This window comes from Mesorhizobium sp. CA6 (assembly GCF_020165035.1).
Lineage (GTDB): Bacteria > Pseudomonadota > Alphaproteobacteria > Rhizobiales > Rhizobiaceae > Mesorhizobium.
Window position 1 is genome coordinate 24,951 of the sequence record NZ_JAIUHI010000030.1, and the last position, 16,009, is coordinate 40,959.

Genomic DNA, 16,009 nt, shown 5'->3' on the forward strand with positions numbered 1-16,009 from the left:
ATCTCAGGAGACGACACAAGCGGGCGGGAGACAGAATGGCCGCGAGGAAAGGAACCGCCAACCGCTACTACAGCGGGCCGCCCAGCGATCATTTCGACGGCACCCTGTTCTTCAATCCCGGCGGCAGGCCGCCCGGGAGCTTCACCGATCTCCTCAAATGGCAATTCGGCGGCGGGCGGGCGAAATGGCCGGCTTCGGTTCCGAGCCCGTTTCCCCCGGCGAAGCCGGATAGACGGGTGGAAGGCAGCGCGCTGAGACTCACCATGGTCGGCCATGCTTCGCTTCTCATCCAGACGGCGGGGTTGAATATCCTGACCGACCCGGTCTGGTCGGAGCGCGCCTCGCCTTTCGCCTTCGCCGGGCCGAAAAGGGTCAATGCGCCGGGGATTGCCTTTGCCGACCTGCCGCCGATCGACCTGGTCCTGATCAGCCACAATCACTACGACCATCTCGACCTCGCCACACTGAAGCGGCTGAGGGAGAGACACGATCCGCTGGTGATCGCGCCGCTCGGCAATGACGCCATCATCGGCCGCGCGGCGCCCGGCATGCGGCTCAGCGTGCATGATTGGGGCGACAGGCTCGATGCTGGCACGGCCGCCATCCATGTCGAACCGGCGCATCACTGGTCGGCGCGCGGCGGGCGCGACCGCCGCATGGCGCTGTGGGCGGGCTTCGTCATCGAGACGATGGCCGGCAATATCTATTTCGCCGGCGACACCGGCTTCCATGACGGCATCAACTACCGGCTGATGGCGCAAAAGCATGGCGGCTTCCGCCTCGCCATCCTGCCGATCGGAGCCTATGAGCCGCGCTGGTTCATGGCGCCGCAGCACCAGAATCCGCAGGAGGCCGTTCAGGGCATGAAGCTGTGCAACGCCGCCTTCGCCGCCGGCTGCCACTGGGGCACCTTCCACCTCACCGACGAGCCGGTCGATGAGCCGGCCCGGAAACTGGCCGAGGCTTTGGCCGCCGAAGACCTGCCGCCAGAGCGTTTCCGTGCCATGCGACCGGGAGAGCTATGGGACGTGCCGGCCATCTACAAAGGAACCCAAACCGGCCAAACGCGTTGATCGGACGACGCAAACCGCTGGAGCTTCCCCATGATCAGGTGGATCATCATCCTTCTCATCATTGCCGCCGCCGCGAGCCTGCTCGGCATGCCGGCTTTGGCAGGCGCGGCCGCCACCGGCGCGCGCATCCTCATCGGCATCGTGCTGATCATCTTCCTGCTGATCGTGCTCGGCGTCTTCGCGGTAACATAAGCGCGACCACTTGGTCGTCGCTGGCGCGACCGCCAGGTCGTCGCTGGCGCGACCACTTGGTCGTCGCTGCGCGACCGGTCGCTGCGCGGCCTCTTCTTCGTCGTCGCCAGAGCCACGCCGGACTGGTAATTCCCGCCCGTTTCCGCCATATAGCGCCCAAACGGATTGGCCAATGGATTGGAACGACCGGTTAGATGGCAGGCAGCGCCCCCTTCGCCAAGATGAACGGCATCGGCAACGAGATCATCGTTGCCGATATGCGCGGCCGCGCCGACAAGGTGACGGCGGCGGCCGCGATCGCCCTCAATGGCGACGCGGCGACGAAGTTCGACCAGATCATGGCGATCCACGACGCGAAGACGCCGGGCACGGCCTATTATATCGACATTCTGAACTCCGACGGCACCAGCGCGCAGGCCTGCGGCAACGGCATGCGCTGCGTCGTGCAGGCTTTGGCCGCCGAGACGGGCAACAAGAGCTTCACCTTCGAGACCCGGGCCGGCGTCTTGAACGCGCAGGAGCATGCGGACGGTCTTATCTCGGTCGACATGGGCAAGCCGCGCTTCGGCTGGCAGGAGATCCCGCTGGCGGAAGAATTCCGGGACACCCGCATGATCGAGCTGCAGATCGGCCCGATCGATGCCCCGGTGCTGCATTCGCCCTCGGCCGTGTCGATGGGCAACCCGCACGCGATCTTCTGGGTCGACAACGACGTCTGGTCTTATGAGCTGGACCGCTTCGGCCCGCTGCTTGAGAACCATCCGATCTTCCCCGAGCGCGCCAACATCACCATTGCCCAGGTGACTTCGCCCGAAACCATGATCATCCGTACCTGGGAGCGCGGCGCCGGCCTCACCAAGGCCTGCGGCTCGGCGGCTTGCGCCGCCGCGGTCGCGGCGGCCCGTACCAGGCGCACCGGCCGCAGTGTCTCGCTGCTCGCGCCCGGCGGCGGCGAGCTCAATGTCGAATGGCGCGACGACGATCACGTCATCCTGACAGGTGCCGCCGAATGGGAATTTTCCGGCAGCTTCGATCCCTCGACCGGCGCCTGGGCCCGCGACACCGAAAGCGCCGCCTGATGTCCGCCCTTCAAAAAGGCGTGGTATCCCAAGCCTCCACCACGACAGGTATCGACGTCGTCACCTTCGGCTGCCGCCTCAACACCTATGAATCGGAAGTGATGCGCCGCGAGGCCGAAAGCGCCGGCCTGGGCGAGCTCAATGGCGGCGCCTTCATCTTCAACACCTGCGCCGTCACGGCGGAAGCGGTGCGCCAGGCCAAGCAGGCGATCCGCAAGGCACGCCGCGAGAACCCTTCGGCCCGCATCATCGTCACCGGCTGCGCGGCGCAGACCGAGCCGCAGAATTTCGCCGCAATGGACGAGGTCGACCTGGTGCTCGGCAATGAGGAGAAGCTCAAGGCGAATTCGTACCGCGCGCTGCCCGATTTCGGCGTCAACGACACCGAGAAGGCGCGCGTCAACGACATTTTTTCGGTGCGCGAGACGGCAAGCCACATGGTCGACGCCATCGAGGGCCGCGCGCGCGCCTTCGTGCAGGTGCAGAATGGCTGCGATCATCGCTGCACCTTCTGCATCATCCCTTACGGCCGCGGCAACTCGCGCTCCGTGCCTATGGGCGCGGTGGTGGAGCAGGTCAAGCGGCTGGCCGGCAACGGCTATGCCGAGATCGTTTTGACCGGCGTCGACATGACCAGCTTCGGCGCCGACCTGCCGGGCGCGCCAAAGCTGGGAAAGCTGGTGAAGACGATCCTGCGCCAGGTGCCCGACGTGAAGCGGCTAAGATTGTCCTCCATCGATTCCATCGAGGCCGACGACGACCTGCTTGACGCCATCGCCACTGAACAGAGGCTGATGCCGCATCTGCATCTGTCGCTGCAATCGGGCGACGACATGATCCTGAAGCGCATGAAGCGCCGGCATTTGCGCGACCAGTCGATCCGCTTCTGCGAGGACGTGCGCAAGCTGCGTCCCGGCATCGTCTTCGGCGCCGACATCATCGCCGGCTTTCCGACCGAGACCGAGGCGATGTTCGAGAATTCGGAGAAAATCGTCGAGGAATGCGGCCTGACGCATCTCCACGTCTTTCCGTTCTCGCCACGCGAAGGCACGCCGGCCGCGCGCATGCCGCAGGTCCGCCGTGAGGTGGTGAAGGCGCGCGCCGCCAGGCTGCGCGCCGCCGGCGAGGCCGCCTATCGCCATCATTTGTCGTCGCTCTCCGGCACACGGCAATCGATCCTGGTCGAGCGCGACGGGCTCGGCCGCACCGAAGGTTTTACGCTGGCCGCGATCGACGCCGGCGCGCCCGGCGAGATCGTCGATGCCATGGTCGCCGGCCATGACGGCGCCCGGCTGATTGCGGCCCCGCTTGCCGCGCAAGCCGCCTGAGAACTGCGAGACGTATGGCTGGTTTCTTCAAGAAGATATTTTCGTTCGGCAAGAAAGAGGTCGTCGAGGAGCGCGTCGACGAAGCGCTGCCGCCGATCAAGTGGGACGCGCTGGACGCGCTGAAGCCGGAGACTGAGCCTCAACCGGTTCCCGAAGAGCCGAAGCCCGAGCCTGCTCCATCCATCCCGCCGGTGCCAGAGCCCACCATTCCCGCCGAGCCGGAACCGCTGCCGCAGCCAGAGCCGGAAGAAGAGCCGCAGCCGGCGCCCGAGAAGCCGGAGCCGCCGGCCCCCGAGGAAGTGCCGCCGGCACAACCCGAGCCTTTACCTGCACCGACGCCCGAACCTGCTCCGCAGGAAGTGCCCGCACCTGCGCCGACGCAACCTGACATCGAGCCTTCGCGTCCGGAACCGCTGCCTGAGCAGCCACCGGTCGAAGTGCCGACGCCGCCTGCCGAAGTCCCGGTCGAAACGCCAGTGCCCATCGAGGTGCCACCAGCGGCGCCGCCCTCCGTGGAACCATCCGCCGAAGCCGTAGCGGAAATCGCGCCTCCTATTCGACAGCCCGCGCCCGTCGAGCTGCAGCCGATCCATGCCGAGATCGCACCGGAGCCGGAGGCTTTGACGTCGCCGCCGACACCCGCGCCCTCTGCCGGCAAGGTAACGGTCTCAAAAAAGGTCGAGCAGAAGGCCGAGCCGGTGAAGGCGCCGGAGCCGGCGCCGCGGCGCTCCTGGTTCCAGCGCATGCGCGAAGGGCTTGCCCGCTCATCGCGCGAGCTCACCGGCAACATCGCCGGCGTCTTCACAAAGCGCAAATTGGACGAAGACACGCTGCAGGACCTGGAGGACGTGCTGATCCGCGCCGATCTTGGCCTGGAAACCGCCCTGCGCGTCACCGATTCGCTTGCCTCCAGCCGCTACGGCCGCGACGTCTCCGACGTCGAAGTCCGCGCCGTGATGGCGGCGGAGGTGGAGAAGGTGCTGGCGCCGGTCGCCAGGCCGCTCGAGCTCGACCTCAGCCACAAGCCGCATGTCGTCCTGGTCGTCGGCGTCAACGGCACCGGCAAGACCACCACCATCGGCAAGCTGGCCGCCAAGCTCACCGATGGCGGCCTCAAGGTGATGCTGGCCGCCGGCGACACGTTCCGCGCCGCCGCGATCGAGCAGCTCAAGATCTGGGGCGAGCGCACGAAATCGCCGGTCGTCGCCTCCAAGCTCGGCGCCGATGCGGCGGGCCTCGCCTATGACGCCTTCGAGAAGGCGAAGGAGGCCGGCTCCGACGTGCTGATCATCGACACGGCCGGGCGCCTGCAGAACAAGACCGAGCTGATGGCCGAGCTGGAGAAGATCGTGCGCGTGCTGGGCAAGCTCGATCCCGAAGCGCCGCACACGGTGCTGCAGACGGTCGATGCCACCACCGGCCAGAACGCGCTGAACCAGGTTGAGATCTTCCGCAACGTCGCCGGCGTCAACGGCCTGGTGATGACCAAGCTGGACGGCACGGCGCGCGGCGGTATTCTGGTGGCGATCGCCGCCAAGCACCGGCTGCCGGTCTATTTCATCGGCGTCGGCGAGCAGGTCGACGACCTTGAACCGTTTTCCGCCAGCGAGTTCGCGAGAGCCATCGCCGGCGTGGCTTGAGCAAGGCGCGATCCTGCAAGGCCGCCTGCTTTTCGGCCAGATCGTGCGTAAGAAGGGCTTTTATGAACATCATCGAGCGCGACCCGTCCGATCCACGCCGCAAGCCGATCAACCCCGGCTTGAAGTTCCTGCTCGAGCTTGGCCCTGGCCTGGTGTTCTTCTTCACCACCATTCGCGGCGAGTGGCTGGCCGAGAAATTCCCGGTGCTCGCCCATCTCGGCGAGCCGATCCTGATCGCCACCGCCTTCTTCATGGTCGCGACGGCGCTCTCGCTCGGCGTCTCCTGGCTGCTCACGCGCAGCCTGCCGCTGATGCCGCTGGTCTCGGCGATCGTCGTGTTCGTCTTCGGCGCGCTGGCGCTTTACCTGCAGGACAAGACCTTCGCCTTCATGAAGCCGACGATCATCAATTCGCTGTTCGGCGTCACATTGCTTGGCGGGCTGCTGTTCGGCCGCTCGCTGCTCGGCTACGTCTTCGATTCCGCCTTCCAGCTCGATGCCGAAGGCTGGCGCAAGCTGACCTTCCGCTGGGGGCTGTTCTTCCTGTTCCTCGCCGTGCTCAACGAGGTCGTGTGGCGCAACTTTTCCGAGGCGACCTGGCTTTATTTCAAGGTCTGGGGCACGATCCCGATCACTTTGCTGTTCACCTTCAGCCAGATGCCGCTGATCATGCGCCACTCGCTGGAGGAAAAAGCCAAGGAAGAGAAGGCCGGGAATTAAAGCAATTCCAGGGAAAGAGTGCAGCGGTTTCCGTCCGGAATTGCGCCAGAATGAGGGGCAGCATGGAATTCCTCACCACGCATGACGAGCTGAGGACGATCTACAAGACGCCCCGGCCGACCGACGGCTCTATCCGCAAGGAGCTCAAGGCTCTCGACGGCCATTGCCGATCCTTCATCGGCAAGAGCCCCTTCGTGCTGATCGGCTCCTCTGACGGCGCCGGCAATGCCGACGTGACGCCGAAAGGCGACAAGCCCGGCTTCGCCGCCATCCTCGACAACGCCACCATCGCCATTCCCGACCGTCCCGGCAACAACCGGCTGGACACGCTGGAAAACATCATCCGCAACCCATCGGTCGGACTGCTCTTCCTCATCCCCGGCATGAACGAGACGCTACGCGTCAATGGCGATGCCCGCATCACTGTCGACCCGACCTTGCGCGAACGGCTGGCCGTCGACGGCAAGGAGCCGCAGAGCGTGATCCTGGTGACGGTCAAGGCCGCCTATATGCACTGCGCCAAGGCCTTCATGCGCTCCGATTTGTGGAAGCCGGAGACCTGGTACGACCGCGCGACCCTGCCGACGCTCGGCCAGATCATCCGCGACCAGCTGGCGCTCAGCGAAAGCGCCGGCGAGATCGACCGCGAGCTGGACCACGATTACCGCCAGACCATGTGGTAGGCTTGCCGGACGACTCAACCCTTTGTCCGGCTCTCCCTTGATCGAGATCATCGCCATATCGGGCAGCCTGCGCGCCGCCTCGACCAACTCGGCCCTGGTTGCCGCATTGGCTGCCAACGCGCCCGCGGCCTACCGTGTCCAGGCCTATGATGGCCTCGGCCGCTTGCCGATCTTCAACCCCGACGACGAGGGCGAGCGCACGCCGCCCGAAGCGGCTAAGTTGATCGAGATGATCACCCGCGCAGACGGTGTCATCGTCTCCTGCCCGGAATACGCTCATGGCGTGCCCGGCGGCATGAAGAATGCGCTCGACTGGCTGGTCTCGCGCGACGCGGCGGTGGGCAAGCCGGCGATGCTGGTCCACGCCTCGCCCCGCTCGCTCTATGCGCGGGCAGCACTTGCCGAGATCATGCGGACGATGTCCTTCGCGATGGATGAGGAGGGGACGCTGGAGATCGCGCTGCTGGGCAAGAAGCCGGCCGAGGTGGAGGCAATCCTCAGCGAGGACACGAACCGGCAGGCAATGCGCGAGGCGATCGAGGCTTTCGTGGGGTTTGTTGGCGGACGATGAGTGGCGCGTCTTCCCCTTCTCCCCCTTGTGGGAGAAGGTGGATCGGCGCGCAGCGCCGAGACGGATGAGGGGTGTTCCAGCGGAGTGAGACGACGGCAACCTCATCGCTGGACAAACGGCGTCGCCAAGCTGGAACACCCCTCATCCGACCTCGCTTCGCGAGGCCACCTTCTCCCACAAGGGGAGAAGGAAGAGCCCTACCCCTTCCTCCGCGTCTCGACATCGGTCTTGCCGACATACCAGTCGCGGGCGTTGACCTCCTCGAACACCACCCAGACGTCGTCGTTGCCGAGCCCGGTGGCGTCCATGATGGCCGCAGTCACCTTCTTGGCGATGTCAGCCTTCTTGCCGACCGGATCGGCGGCGATCACTTCCTTGACGATGCGGATGTTGACGAACGGCATTTTTCTCTCCCGCTGATATGCCTCGCTGTCAGTACGTCTTAGCCCCGTTCACCATGAGCCGCACCATGTAGAGCGAGGTAGTGCCGGCGATGTAGAGGCAGTTGAGTTTGTTGCCGCCGAACACGCAGTTGGCGGTCACCTCCGGCACCTTCACCTTGCCGATCAGCGTGCCGTCCGGGTCGTAGCAATGGATGCCGTCGGCAGCACTTGTCCAGATGCGCCCGTCCGCATCGAGCCTGAACCCGTCGAACAGGCCGGCGGTGCAGTCGGCGAAGACCTTGCCGCCGGAAACCTTCTTGCCGTGCTTGCCGACATTGAAGACGCGCATATGCGCCGGATTCTTCTCGCCATGCGTGCGGCCGGTATCGACGACATAGAGCAGGCTTTCGTCGAGCGAGAAGGCGAGCCCGTTCGGCCGCACCATGTCGGTGATGACCGCCTCGACATCGCCGGTCTCGGGATCGACGCGATAGACATTGCAGGCGCCGATCTCGCTTTCGGCCTTGTCGCCCTCATAGTCGGTGTCGATGCCGTAGCTCGGATCGGTGAACCAGATCGAGCCGTCGGAGCGCACCACCACGTCGTTGGGCGAGTTCAGCCGCTTGCCTTTCCATTTGTCGGCGATGGTAGTGACCGAGCCGTCGAATTCCGTCCGGCTGACGCGGCGGCCGGAATGTTCGCAGGTCACCAGCCGGCCCTGCCGGTCGACCGTGTTGCCGTTGGAATTGCCGGACGGCTGGCGGAACACGCTGACGCTGCCGTCGGTCTCGTCATAGCGCAGCATGCGGTTGTTCGGGATGTCGGACCAGACGACATAGCGGCCGGCGGCGAACCAGGCCGGTCCTTCTGCCCAGCGGCATCCGGTGAACAGCTTCTCCACCTGCGCGCTGCCGTTGAACAGGCGCGCGAAGCGCGGATCTAGAACTTCGTAATAGTCTGCGGCCGCCATCAATTTCCTCCCGGCATCAGGTGACGCGCGGATCAAGCCAGCCCGCAGCCGTTCTGGCAAGACGGCACGCCAGCAATTTGTATGACAAAAACGGATGAGAACTGCGTGAAGCGGACCGGTCTCGTATGCCACGCCGGACGCATGGCCCGTTAGCTTGCGGTTAACCGGCTATGCGCTGGTTGCAATGGTGCATTGCAACATCTTTCTTTTGCAACGCACCATTCCTATGTCATGCTCGCAATTGTCAGGGAGGAACAACCGGCCGCGCCAATGCGGCATGAAAGGAACCCTGTCATGTTCGACAATCTTGTCTCCCGCGCCCGCGCCAGCATCGCCAAGCGCCGTCACTACAACCGCCTCGTCGCCGAAATCGAGAACCTGTCCAGCCGCGATCTCGCCGATCTGCGCGCCGACCGTTCGGAAATGCTCTACCAGATCCACAAGCAGATCTACGGCTGAGCTTCGACGCTTTCGTCATCCTCGGGCTTGACCCGAGGATCCATGCCGTGACCTTCGAGCGCCGCAGCGGTGCAGGCACGCGCGCCCACAAGCGCCAGTTCTTGACCGCGGGGTTCTACGATCAACGTAACGGAATGGATTCTAGGGTCTGCGCTGCGTCGCTTCGCTCCTTGCTTCGCCCTAGAATGACGACGGACGGGAGGCGCCTCAGCCCGGCGCCGACAGCGCTTTCTCGATCTGCGGCAGCAGCAGGTCCCGCGCCGACTCCGGCGTCAGCGGCCCGACATGCTTGTAGGCGATTTTGCCATCCTTGCCGATGACGAAGGTCTCCGGCACGCCATAGACGCCCCAGTCGATCGCCGCGCGCCCGGCCGGATCGGCGCCGATCGCCTGATACGGATTGCCGAGCTCGCCAAGGAAGCGGCGGGCGTTTTCCGGCTGGTCCTTGTAGTTCAGCGCGGCGAGCGTGAAGCGCTTGTCCTGCGACAGGCCGAGCAGCACCGGATGCTCCTCGCGGCACGGCGCGCACCAGGACGCGAATACGTTGACCAGCGTCACCTTGCCGGCAAAGTCTTTTGACACGAGCCCCGGCAGGCTCGTCCCTTCAAGCGGCGGCAAGTCGGTCTGTGGCGCCGGCAGGCCGATCAGCGCCGAGGGGATTTCCGAGGTGTCGCGGCCCGAGAGAAGTTGCGACAGGAACAGCCCCGCCAACCCCAGGAACACCAAGAGCGGCAGAAGCACGAACAGGCGGCGGCGCGGCGCTTCGGTTTCGAGGCTCATGGCTTGATGGCCTGATCGGAACGCCGCCGCACCCCGGCCGCTTCCAGCGCTGCAAGCTCGCGCTTGCGCGCCCGCTGGTCGAGCAGGATCCAGCCGATCAGTCCGGCCAGCACAACGGCGGTGATGGCATAGGCGGCAGTGACGAACAGGGCGTGCGCGCTCATAGCGACCGCTCCCTGCTCGTAGCCATGTCAACCGTTCCGATCATGTCTTTCCATAACCCCGCGTCGGCCGGTCCGCAATTTGCCGCGGTGCCGCAGTGAGGCAACGTCTTCGTCGCCTCAATCCGTCCCGTGCCGCAACGCCAGCGCCGCCGCCAGTGGACCGAGCACCGCAAGAAACAGCGTCAGCGCGGCAAGAATGAGGAAAGGCTGCAGGAACGGCGCCGGATCGGCCGCCGCGCCATAGCTTGCCGAAACGCCGAAGATCAGCACCGGAATGGTCAAAGGCAGCACCAGCACCGAAATAAGCAATCCGCCGCGCGGCAGCGCCACCGCCACCGCGGCGCCTGCCGCGCCGATGAAGGTGATGGCCGGCGTGCCGACGAGAAGCGTGAGCGCCGTGGCGCCGATGCCCAGCGGCGCCATATTCATGAACAGGCCGAGCAGAGGTGCCGCGACCACCAGCGGCAGCACGCTGCCCGTCCAGTGCGCCAGGCATTTCGTCAGCACCGTCAGCGCCAGCATGTGGCGGTCGTTGTTCAGCACCAGGAGATCCAGCGAGCCGTCCTCGCGGTCGGCCTGGAACAGCCGGTCGAGCCCGAGCAGGCAGGCAAGCAGCGCAGCGATCCACAGGATGGCCGGGCCGATGCGCGACAGGAGGTTGAGATCGGGACCGACGCCGAACGGGATGGTGACGATCACGGCGAGGAAAAAAATCACGCCGATCAGTGCCCCGCCGCCGGCACGGATGGAAAGGCGCATGTCGCGGAGGAAGAGGGCTAGCATGATTTGAGATGCCCGCGCCCAGGCCCCCCTCTCTGGCCTGCCGGCCATCTCCCCCTCAAGGGGGGAGATTGGATGTCGCCTCGGCTTTCGCCAATCTCCAGCGTAGCAAGGCAAATGGGGCGCCTGAGCTGCTGATCTCCCCCCTTGCGGGGGAGATGCCCGGCAGGGCAGAGGGGGGTGCCTCGCGCCGACATCAATCGCCCATCCTCAACACCTTCGCCCCTTCCAGCCCCAACGGCAGATGCGTCGCCGCCACCACGATCCCTCCATCGTCGAGATGCCTCCGCATCAGCCCCGCGAACCGCTCCTCAGAGGCCTTGTCCAGTCCCGCCGTCGGCTCATCGAGCAGCCAGACCGGCCGACGGCTCACCAAAAGCTTGGCGATCGACGCGCGTCGTCTTTGCCCCGTCGACAGATAGCCGAAGGGCAGATGCCCGAGACCGGCGAGCGCCACCGTCTCCAGCGCCTCTTCGACGTCCAGCCCCGGCTCGCCCTGGAAGGCGCGCCAGAAGCCGAGATTCTCCTCGATGCTGAGCGCCGTCTTCATTGCGTTGAGATGGCCGAGATAATGCGAAGCCGAGGCGACCGTCGGGAAAGCCTCGCCGCCGCCCTCGACAAACACCTTGCCTCCGGCGGCCGGCAGCAGCCCGGCGACGATTCTCAGCAGCGTTGATTTGCCCGCGCCGTTCGGCCCGGTGACGATAAGCGCCTCGCCTTTTTCCAGCGCGAAGCTGATGTTGGAGAAAACCGTCTCGCCGCCGCGCTCGCCGCCCAGATTTTCGGCGATCAGCCGCATTCTTGCCCGTCCCGAAAGCACCGTTCCGCGGCCGTTTCCGGCTCACGCAAAATCGTCTTTCGACTGTCTAGAACTATTCCGGGAAATTCTCTATATGCGGTTCATCCGTGCCAGCGGTCGGCGCGGGATCAGAATTAGCGCCGAACCAGCGCACGCGCCGCCTTGAACGGCTCGGGTTGCTTGGGAGCGGACAGCGGAAATGGCCGTACCCGCACCTTTGCGCGTGATTGCATGCCAACGGCGTCCGTTCCCTTTCAGGCTGAACAGACAAGGACGGATCGCCGTGACGAAATCCCTCGACAGTTTCAATTGCCGCCGCACCCTGACCGCAGGTGGCGCGGACTATGTTTATTTCGACCTCGTTGAGGCCGAGAAGAACGGCCTCACCGGCATCGCCCGGCTGCCCTATTCGATGAAGGTGCTGCTGGAGAACCTGCTGCGCAACGAGGATGGCCGCTCGGTTACCAGGGAATCGATCCAGGCGGTCGCCGCCTGGCTGACCGACAAGGGCACCGCCGGCGTCGAGATCGCCTATCGCCCGGCCCGCGTGCTGATGCAGGATTTCACCGGCGTTCCGGCCGTCGTCGACCTCGCCGCCATGCGGGACGGCATCAAGGCGCTCGGCGGCGACCCGGAAAAGATCAATCCGCTGGTGCCGGTCGATCTCGTTATCGACCACTCCGTCATCGTCGACGAGTTCGGCACGCCGATGGCCTTCGCGCGCAATGTCGAGCTCGAATATGAGCGCAACGAAGAGCGCTACAAGTTCCTGAAATGGGGCCAGCAGGCCTTCCGCAATTTCCGCGTCGTGCCGCCCGGCACCGGCATCTGCCACCAGGTCAACCTCGAATATCTCGGCCAAGTCGTGTGGACCAATTCGGAGGACGGCGAAACCACCGCCTATCCCGACACCTGCGTCGGCACCGATTCGCACACCACCATGATCAACGGTCTCGGCGTACTCGGCTGGGGCGTCGGCGGCATCGAGGCCGAGGCCGCGATGCTCGGCCAGCCTGTCTCCATGCTTTTGCCCGAGGTCATCGGCTTCCGCCTCACCGGCAGGCTCAAGGAAGGCGTCACCGCCACCGACCTCGTGCTCACCGTCACCCAGATGCTGCGCAAGAAGGGCGTCGTCGGCAAATTCGTCGAGTTCTTCGGCCCCGGCCTCTCCAACATGACGCTGGCCGACCGGGCCACCATCGGCAACATGGCGCCGGAATATGGCGCCACCTGCGGCTTCTTCCCGGTGGACTCCGAAACCATCCGTTACCTCACCATGTCCGGCCGCGAGGAAAACCGCATCGCACTGGTCGAGGCCTACTCCAAGGCGCAAGGCATGTGGCGTGACGCCAGCTCGGCCGACCCGGTCTTCACCGATCTGCTCGAGCTCGACCTCGGCGATGTGGTGCCGTCGATGGCCGGCCCGAAGCGTCCCGAGGGCCGCGTCGCCCTGCAGGACATCCCCGCCGGCTTCGCCAAGGCGATGGAGACCGAATACAAGAAGGCCGCCGAGATCTCGAAGCGCTACGCCGTCGAGGGCACCGATCACGATCTCGGCCATGGCGACGTCGTCATCGCCGCCATCACCTCCTGCACCAACACCTCTAACCCGAGCGTGCTGATCGGCGCCGGCCTGCTGGCCCGCAACGCCAACCGCCGCGGCCTCAAGCAGAAGCCGTGGGTGAAAACCTCGCTCGCTCCCGGCAGCCAGGTGGTGGCCGAATATCTCGAAAAGTCCGGCCTGCAGAAGGAGCTCGACCAGATCGGCTTCAATCTGGTCGGCTTCGGCTGCACCACCTGCATCGGCAATTCCGGCCCGCTGCCGGCGCCGATCTCGAAGACCATCAACGACAAGGGCCTGATCGCCGCCGCGGTCTTGTCCGGCAACCGCAACTTCGAAGGCCGCGTCTCGCCGGACGTGCAGGCGAACTACCTCGCCTCGCCGCCGCTGGTCGTGGCGCATGCGCTGGCCGGCACGGTGACCAGGGATCTGACGACCGAGCCGCTCGGCGAGGGCAGCGACGGCAGGCCGGTCTATCTCAAGGACATCTGGCCGACATCGTCCGAGATCCAGGAGTTCATCGAGAAGAACGTCACCCGCGAGCTGTTCGCCCGCAAATATGCCGACGTCTTCAAGGGCGACGCCTATTGGCAGAAGGTCAAGGTACCGGAAGGCCAGACTTACGCCTGGGACGACCACTCGACCTATGTGCAGAACCCGCCCTATTTCGCCGGCATGGGCCGCGCCTTCGGCAAGATCGGCGACATCAAGGGCGCGCGCGTGCTCGGTCTCTTCGGCGACAAGATCACCACCGACCACATCTCGCCGGCCGGTTCGATCAAGGCCGCTTCGCCGGCCGGCAAGTATCTCACCGAGCATGGCGTCGGCGTCGCCGACTTCAACCAGTACGGCACGCGGCGCGGCAATCATGAGGTGATGATGCGCGGCACCTTCGCCAACATCCGCATCCGCAACCACATGCTGGGCGAGAACGGCCGCGAAGGCGGCTACACGATCCACTATCCTTCGAAGGAGGAGATGTCGATCTACGACGCCGCCATGGAATACAAGCAGGAAGGCGTGCCGCTGGTGATCTTCGCCGGCGTCGAATACGGCAACGGCTCCTCGCGCGACTGGGCGGCCAAGGGAACGAATCTCCTTGGTGTCCGCGCCGTCATCGCCCAGTCCTTCGAGCGCATCCACCGCTCCAATCTGGTCGGCATGGGCGTCATCCCCTTCGTCTTCGAGGACGGCACCTCATGGGCCTCGCTCAATTTGAAGGGCGACGAGCTGGTCGAGATCGACGGCCTGGACACGATCAAGCCGCGCCAGAAGATGATCGCCAAGGTGACCTTCGGCGACGGCACGGTGAAGAACGTGCCGATCATCTGCCGCATCGATACGCTGGATGAGCTCGACTACTTCAAGAACGGCGGCATCTTGCAGTACGTGCTGCGGGATCTCGCTGCTTAACAGCAGCAAGGGAGTAGGGCTTAGGCAGTAGGCAGTAGGGAAACAGGACACCTACTGCCTACTGCCTACTGCCTACTGCCTACTGCCTACTGCCTACTGCCTTCGCCTTCCCAACTCGCCGTCGCCGCCAGCAGTCCCGCGGCAATGAAAGCCAGCTTGGTCGAAGCATTGGCCGGCTCTGCCCAAAGTCCAGGCCCCGACCGTTCGCAATAGAGATCGACTGGGGTCAGGAGAGTCTGCCACATGGCGAGGACGCTGCTCCCGAATCGAACCGCGCCGTGAAATGCAACCGCCTCTCCTATTGCGCCCTTACCTGCTGCTGCAACATCAAAAATTTCACCGCAACGTGACTTCCCGTTGACTGGCGCTTCTGCCACATATTTTGGCAATCAGAACAAGGCCGGCGTCACCGGCGGGAATTGGAAAGTCATGGCAATTCAAGGACGATTGCGGCTTGCGGCACTGGCGCTGGCCCTCACGGCGTTGGCCGGCGCGGCCCTTGCAGCCGAGCCCGCCAAGGCCGTGACCAGCAAGCCTCAGACCGACAAGCCCTTGGGCGTGATCGAATTGTTCACCAGCCAGGGCTGCAGTTCCTGTCCGCCGGCCGACGAGTTCTTTGCTGAGCTCGCCGGCAAGGACGACATCATAGCGCTCGCCTACCACGTCAATTACTGGGACTATCTCGGCTGGCAGGACACGCTGAGCACCAAGGAAAACACCGAGCGTCAATATGACTATATGCGCGCCTTCGGCAGCCGCTCGGTCTACACGCCGCAAGCCGTCATCAACGGCCGCAGCCACGTCAACGGCGCCAGCCGCAAGGATGTCGACGGCGCCTTGGCCCGGATGGACCGGACCGGCGAGGGCATGCGGGTCGGCATCAAGGTGAGCCGAACCAGCGACCGCGTCATGATCGACGCGGGCGACGCCGGCAACGGCCCGAGCGACGCTCATGTTGTGATTGTCTATTTCGATCCGCCGCAGACGGTGAAGATCGGCCAGGGCGAGAACAGCGGCCGCAGCCTGACCTACTGGAACGCCGTTTCCGACATCCAGACCGCCGGTATGTGGCACGGCAAGGCGCAGCGTTACGAACTGCCGATGACCGAGATCGCAAAGAAGGGCGGCTGCGCGGTGCTGCTGCAGTCGGTCGGCAAGGACGGCATGCCGGGGCCGATCCTCGGCGCCGCCTTCATCCGCAAACCGGACCGGCTTTAGCTTCCCGTTCTAGCAATTGGCTTTTCGTCCGCTAGCGCGGACCGCTTCTCACCACAAGGCAGGCAATCTCTGGGAGTTCGGATAGCCGGCATGGCCTTGATCGGCGTGATTGATCGGCTGAAGGCTTGATTGCCAGGTGGTTCCCCCAATCCGTCGCTGCTTCGCAGCGCCACCTTTCCCCCCTCCGGAGGGAAAGG

At 65.0% G+C, this 16,009-nt stretch carries 18 protein-coding genes; 11 read left to right on the forward strand and 7 right to left on the reverse strand.

Annotation, left to right across the window (positions count from 1 at the left end):
* The first annotated feature begins 35 nt into the window (after nucleotides 1–35).
* The 8 genes from LB526_RS28630 to LB526_RS28665 all read left to right on the forward strand — a co-directional run bounded on the left by LB526_RS28630 (nucleotide 36) and on the right by LB526_RS28665 (nucleotide 7,285).
* The gene (locus LB526_RS28630) at nucleotides 36–1,073 is read left to right on the forward strand and encodes an MBL fold metallo-hydrolase (protein ID WP_224630553.1); all 1,038 of its coding nucleotides are present in this window, start codon (nucleotides 36–38) and stop codon (nucleotides 1,071–1,073) included.
* A 30-nt stretch (nucleotides 1,074–1,103) separates the two neighbouring features.
* On the forward strand, nucleotides 1,104–1,265 hold the full coding sequence (locus LB526_RS28635) for a DUF1328 family protein (RefSeq protein WP_031195454.1): 162 nt from the start codon (nucleotides 1,104–1,106) through the stop codon (nucleotides 1,263–1,265).
* A gap of 194 nt (nucleotides 1,266–1,459) precedes the next feature.
* A complete protein-coding gene (gene dapF, locus LB526_RS28640) occupies nucleotides 1,460–2,344 on the forward strand; it encodes a diaminopimelate epimerase (RefSeq protein ID WP_140846342.1) in 885 nt (294 codons plus the stop codon).
* Nucleotides 2,344–3,672 (forward strand): tRNA (N(6)-L-threonylcarbamoyladenosine(37)-C(2))-methylthiotransferase MtaB, encoded by a 1,329-nt coding sequence (mtaB, locus tag LB526_RS28645; RefSeq protein WP_224630554.1) that lies wholly within the window; start codon nucleotides 2,344–2,346, stop codon nucleotides 3,670–3,672. The genes dapF and mtaB overlap by 1 nt, the downstream gene beginning before the upstream one ends.
* Nucleotides 3,673–3,686: 14 nt before the next feature.
* Nucleotides 3,687–5,312 carry a signal recognition particle-docking protein FtsY gene (gene ftsY, locus LB526_RS28650; protein WP_224630555.1) on the forward strand — a complete coding sequence of 542 codons (1,626 nt, stop codon included), beginning with the start codon at nucleotides 3,687–3,689 and terminating at the stop codon, nucleotides 5,310–5,312.
* 62 nt (nucleotides 5,313–5,374) lie between these two features.
* Nucleotides 5,375–6,031: a septation protein A gene (locus LB526_RS28655; RefSeq protein WP_224532117.1), complete on the forward strand. Its 657-nt coding sequence runs from the start codon at nucleotides 5,375–5,377 to the stop codon at nucleotides 6,029–6,031.
* Nucleotides 6,032–6,093: 62 nt separating this feature from the next.
* Nucleotides 6,094–6,714, forward strand: a complete 621-nt coding sequence (locus tag LB526_RS28660) for a pyridoxamine 5'-phosphate oxidase family protein (protein ID WP_224630556.1) — start codon at nucleotides 6,094–6,096, stop codon at nucleotides 6,712–6,714.
* Nucleotides 6,715–6,751: 37 nt separating this feature from the next.
* The gene (locus tag LB526_RS28665) at nucleotides 6,752–7,285 is read left to right on the forward strand and encodes an NADPH-dependent FMN reductase (RefSeq protein ID WP_224630557.1); all 534 of its coding nucleotides are present in this window, start codon (nucleotides 6,752–6,754) and stop codon (nucleotides 7,283–7,285) included.
* 197 nt (nucleotides 7,286–7,482) lie between these two features.
* Here the strand turns inward: LB526_RS28665 and LB526_RS28670 are convergent, their stop codons facing one another.
* Together LB526_RS28670 and LB526_RS28675 are read right to left on the reverse strand one after the other, a co-directional pair.
* Nucleotides 7,483–7,689 carry a tautomerase family protein gene (locus LB526_RS28670; RefSeq protein ID WP_224630558.1) on the reverse strand — a complete coding sequence of 69 codons (207 nt, stop codon included), beginning with the start codon at nucleotides 7,687–7,689 and terminating at the stop codon, nucleotides 7,483–7,485.
* Nucleotides 7,690–7,717: 28 nt separating this feature from the next.
* Nucleotides 7,718–8,638: an SMP-30/gluconolactonase/LRE family protein gene (locus LB526_RS28675; protein WP_224630559.1), complete on the reverse strand. Its 921-nt coding sequence runs from the start codon at nucleotides 8,636–8,638 to the stop codon at nucleotides 7,718–7,720.
* A 294-nt stretch (nucleotides 8,639–8,932) separates the two neighbouring features.
* Between LB526_RS28675 and LB526_RS28680 the strand changes: the two genes are divergently transcribed.
* The gene (locus tag LB526_RS28680; RefSeq protein ID WP_224532113.1) at nucleotides 8,933–9,097 is read left to right on the forward strand and encodes a hypothetical protein; all 165 of its coding nucleotides are present in this window, start codon (nucleotides 8,933–8,935) and stop codon (nucleotides 9,095–9,097) included.
* Between the two features lie 207 nt (nucleotides 9,098–9,304).
* Here the strand turns inward: LB526_RS28680 and LB526_RS28685 are convergent, their stop codons facing one another.
* The 4 genes from LB526_RS28685 to ccmA form a co-directional block, all read right to left on the reverse strand.
* Nucleotides 9,305–9,877: a DsbE family thiol:disulfide interchange protein gene (locus LB526_RS28685; RefSeq protein WP_224630560.1), complete on the reverse strand. Its 573-nt coding sequence runs from the start codon at nucleotides 9,875–9,877 to the stop codon at nucleotides 9,305–9,307.
* Nucleotides 9,874–10,041 (reverse strand): heme exporter protein CcmD, encoded by a 168-nt coding sequence (ccmD, locus tag LB526_RS28690; RefSeq protein ID WP_224630561.1) that lies wholly within the window; start codon nucleotides 10,039–10,041, stop codon nucleotides 9,874–9,876. The genes LB526_RS28685 and ccmD overlap by 4 nt, the downstream gene beginning before the upstream one ends.
* A 117-nt stretch (nucleotides 10,042–10,158) precedes the next feature.
* Complete coding sequence (ccmB, locus tag LB526_RS28695; RefSeq protein WP_224630562.1) at nucleotides 10,159–10,824, reverse strand: heme exporter protein CcmB; 666 nt, start codon at nucleotides 10,822–10,824, stop codon at nucleotides 10,159–10,161.
* A gap of 193 nt (nucleotides 10,825–11,017) precedes the next feature.
* Nucleotides 11,018–11,620: a heme ABC exporter ATP-binding protein CcmA gene (ccmA, locus tag LB526_RS28700; protein WP_224630563.1), complete on the reverse strand. Its 603-nt coding sequence runs from the start codon at nucleotides 11,618–11,620 to the stop codon at nucleotides 11,018–11,020.
* A 283-nt stretch (nucleotides 11,621–11,903) separates the two neighbouring features.
* Here ccmA and acnA point away from each other — a divergent pair, with 283 nt between their 5' ends.
* Nucleotides 11,904–14,594, forward strand: coding sequence for an aconitate hydratase AcnA (acnA, locus tag LB526_RS28705; protein WP_224630564.1), 2,691 nt, complete (start codon nucleotides 11,904–11,906; stop codon nucleotides 14,592–14,594).
* Between the two features lie 86 nt (nucleotides 14,595–14,680).
* Here the strand turns inward: acnA and LB526_RS28710 are convergent, their stop codons facing one another.
* Nucleotides 14,681–14,839 (reverse strand): hypothetical protein, encoded by a 159-nt coding sequence (locus LB526_RS28710; RefSeq protein WP_224630566.1) that lies wholly within the window; start codon nucleotides 14,837–14,839, stop codon nucleotides 14,681–14,683.
* Between the two features lie 184 nt (nucleotides 14,840–15,023).
* Between LB526_RS28710 and LB526_RS28715 the strand changes: the two genes are divergently transcribed.
* A complete protein-coding gene (locus tag LB526_RS28715; protein ID WP_224630565.1) occupies nucleotides 15,024–15,812 on the forward strand; it encodes a DUF1223 domain-containing protein in 789 nt (262 codons plus the stop codon).
* Nucleotides 15,813–16,009: the final 197 nt, after the last annotated feature.

Bases quoted from the DNA above. Each gene is read 5' to 3' on its own strand.
- LB526_RS28630 (WP_224630553.1), top strand. From the start codon at position 36: ATGGCCGCGAGGAAAGGAACCGCCAACCGCTACTACAGCGGGCCGCCC.
- LB526_RS28635 (WP_031195454.1), top strand. From the start codon at position 1,104: ATGATCAGGTGGATCATCATCCTTCTCATCATTGCCGCCGCCGCGAGC.
- dapF (WP_140846342.1), top strand. From the start codon at position 1,460: ATGGCAGGCAGCGCCCCCTTCGCCAAGATGAACGGCATCGGCAACGAG.
- mtaB (WP_224630554.1), top strand. From the start codon at position 2,344: ATGTCCGCCCTTCAAAAAGGCGTGGTATCCCAAGCCTCCACCACGACA.
- ftsY (WP_224630555.1), top strand. From the start codon at position 3,687: ATGGCTGGTTTCTTCAAGAAGATATTTTCGTTCGGCAAGAAAGAGGTC.
- LB526_RS28655 (WP_224532117.1), top strand. From the start codon at position 5,375: ATGAACATCATCGAGCGCGACCCGTCCGATCCACGCCGCAAGCCGATC.
- LB526_RS28660 (WP_224630556.1), top strand. From the start codon at position 6,094: ATGGAATTCCTCACCACGCATGACGAGCTGAGGACGATCTACAAGACG.
- LB526_RS28670 (WP_224630558.1), bottom strand. From the start codon at position 7,689: ATGCCGTTCGTCAACATCCGCATCGTCAAGGAAGTGATCGCCGCCGAT.
- LB526_RS28675 (WP_224630559.1), bottom strand. From the start codon at position 8,638: ATGGCGGCCGCAGACTATTACGAAGTTCTAGATCCGCGCTTCGCGCGC.
- LB526_RS28680 (WP_224532113.1), top strand. From the start codon at position 8,933: ATGTTCGACAATCTTGTCTCCCGCGCCCGCGCCAGCATCGCCAAGCGC.
- LB526_RS28685 (WP_224630560.1), bottom strand. From the start codon at position 9,877: ATGAGCCTCGAAACCGAAGCGCCGCGCCGCCGCCTGTTCGTGCTTCTG.
- ccmD (WP_224630561.1), bottom strand. From the start codon at position 10,041: ATGAGCGCGCACGCCCTGTTCGTCACTGCCGCCTATGCCATCACCGCC.
- ccmB (WP_224630562.1), bottom strand. From the start codon at position 10,824: ATGCTAGCCCTCTTCCTCCGCGACATGCGCCTTTCCATCCGTGCCGGC.
- ccmA (WP_224630563.1), bottom strand. From the start codon at position 11,620: ATGCGGCTGATCGCCGAAAATCTGGGCGGCGAGCGCGGCGGCGAGACG.
- LB526_RS28710 (WP_224630566.1), bottom strand. From the start codon at position 14,839: ATGTGGCAGACTCTCCTGACCCCAGTCGATCTCTATTGCGAACGGTCG.
- LB526_RS28715 (WP_224630565.1), top strand. From the start codon at position 15,024: ATGGCAATTCAAGGACGATTGCGGCTTGCGGCACTGGCGCTGGCCCTC.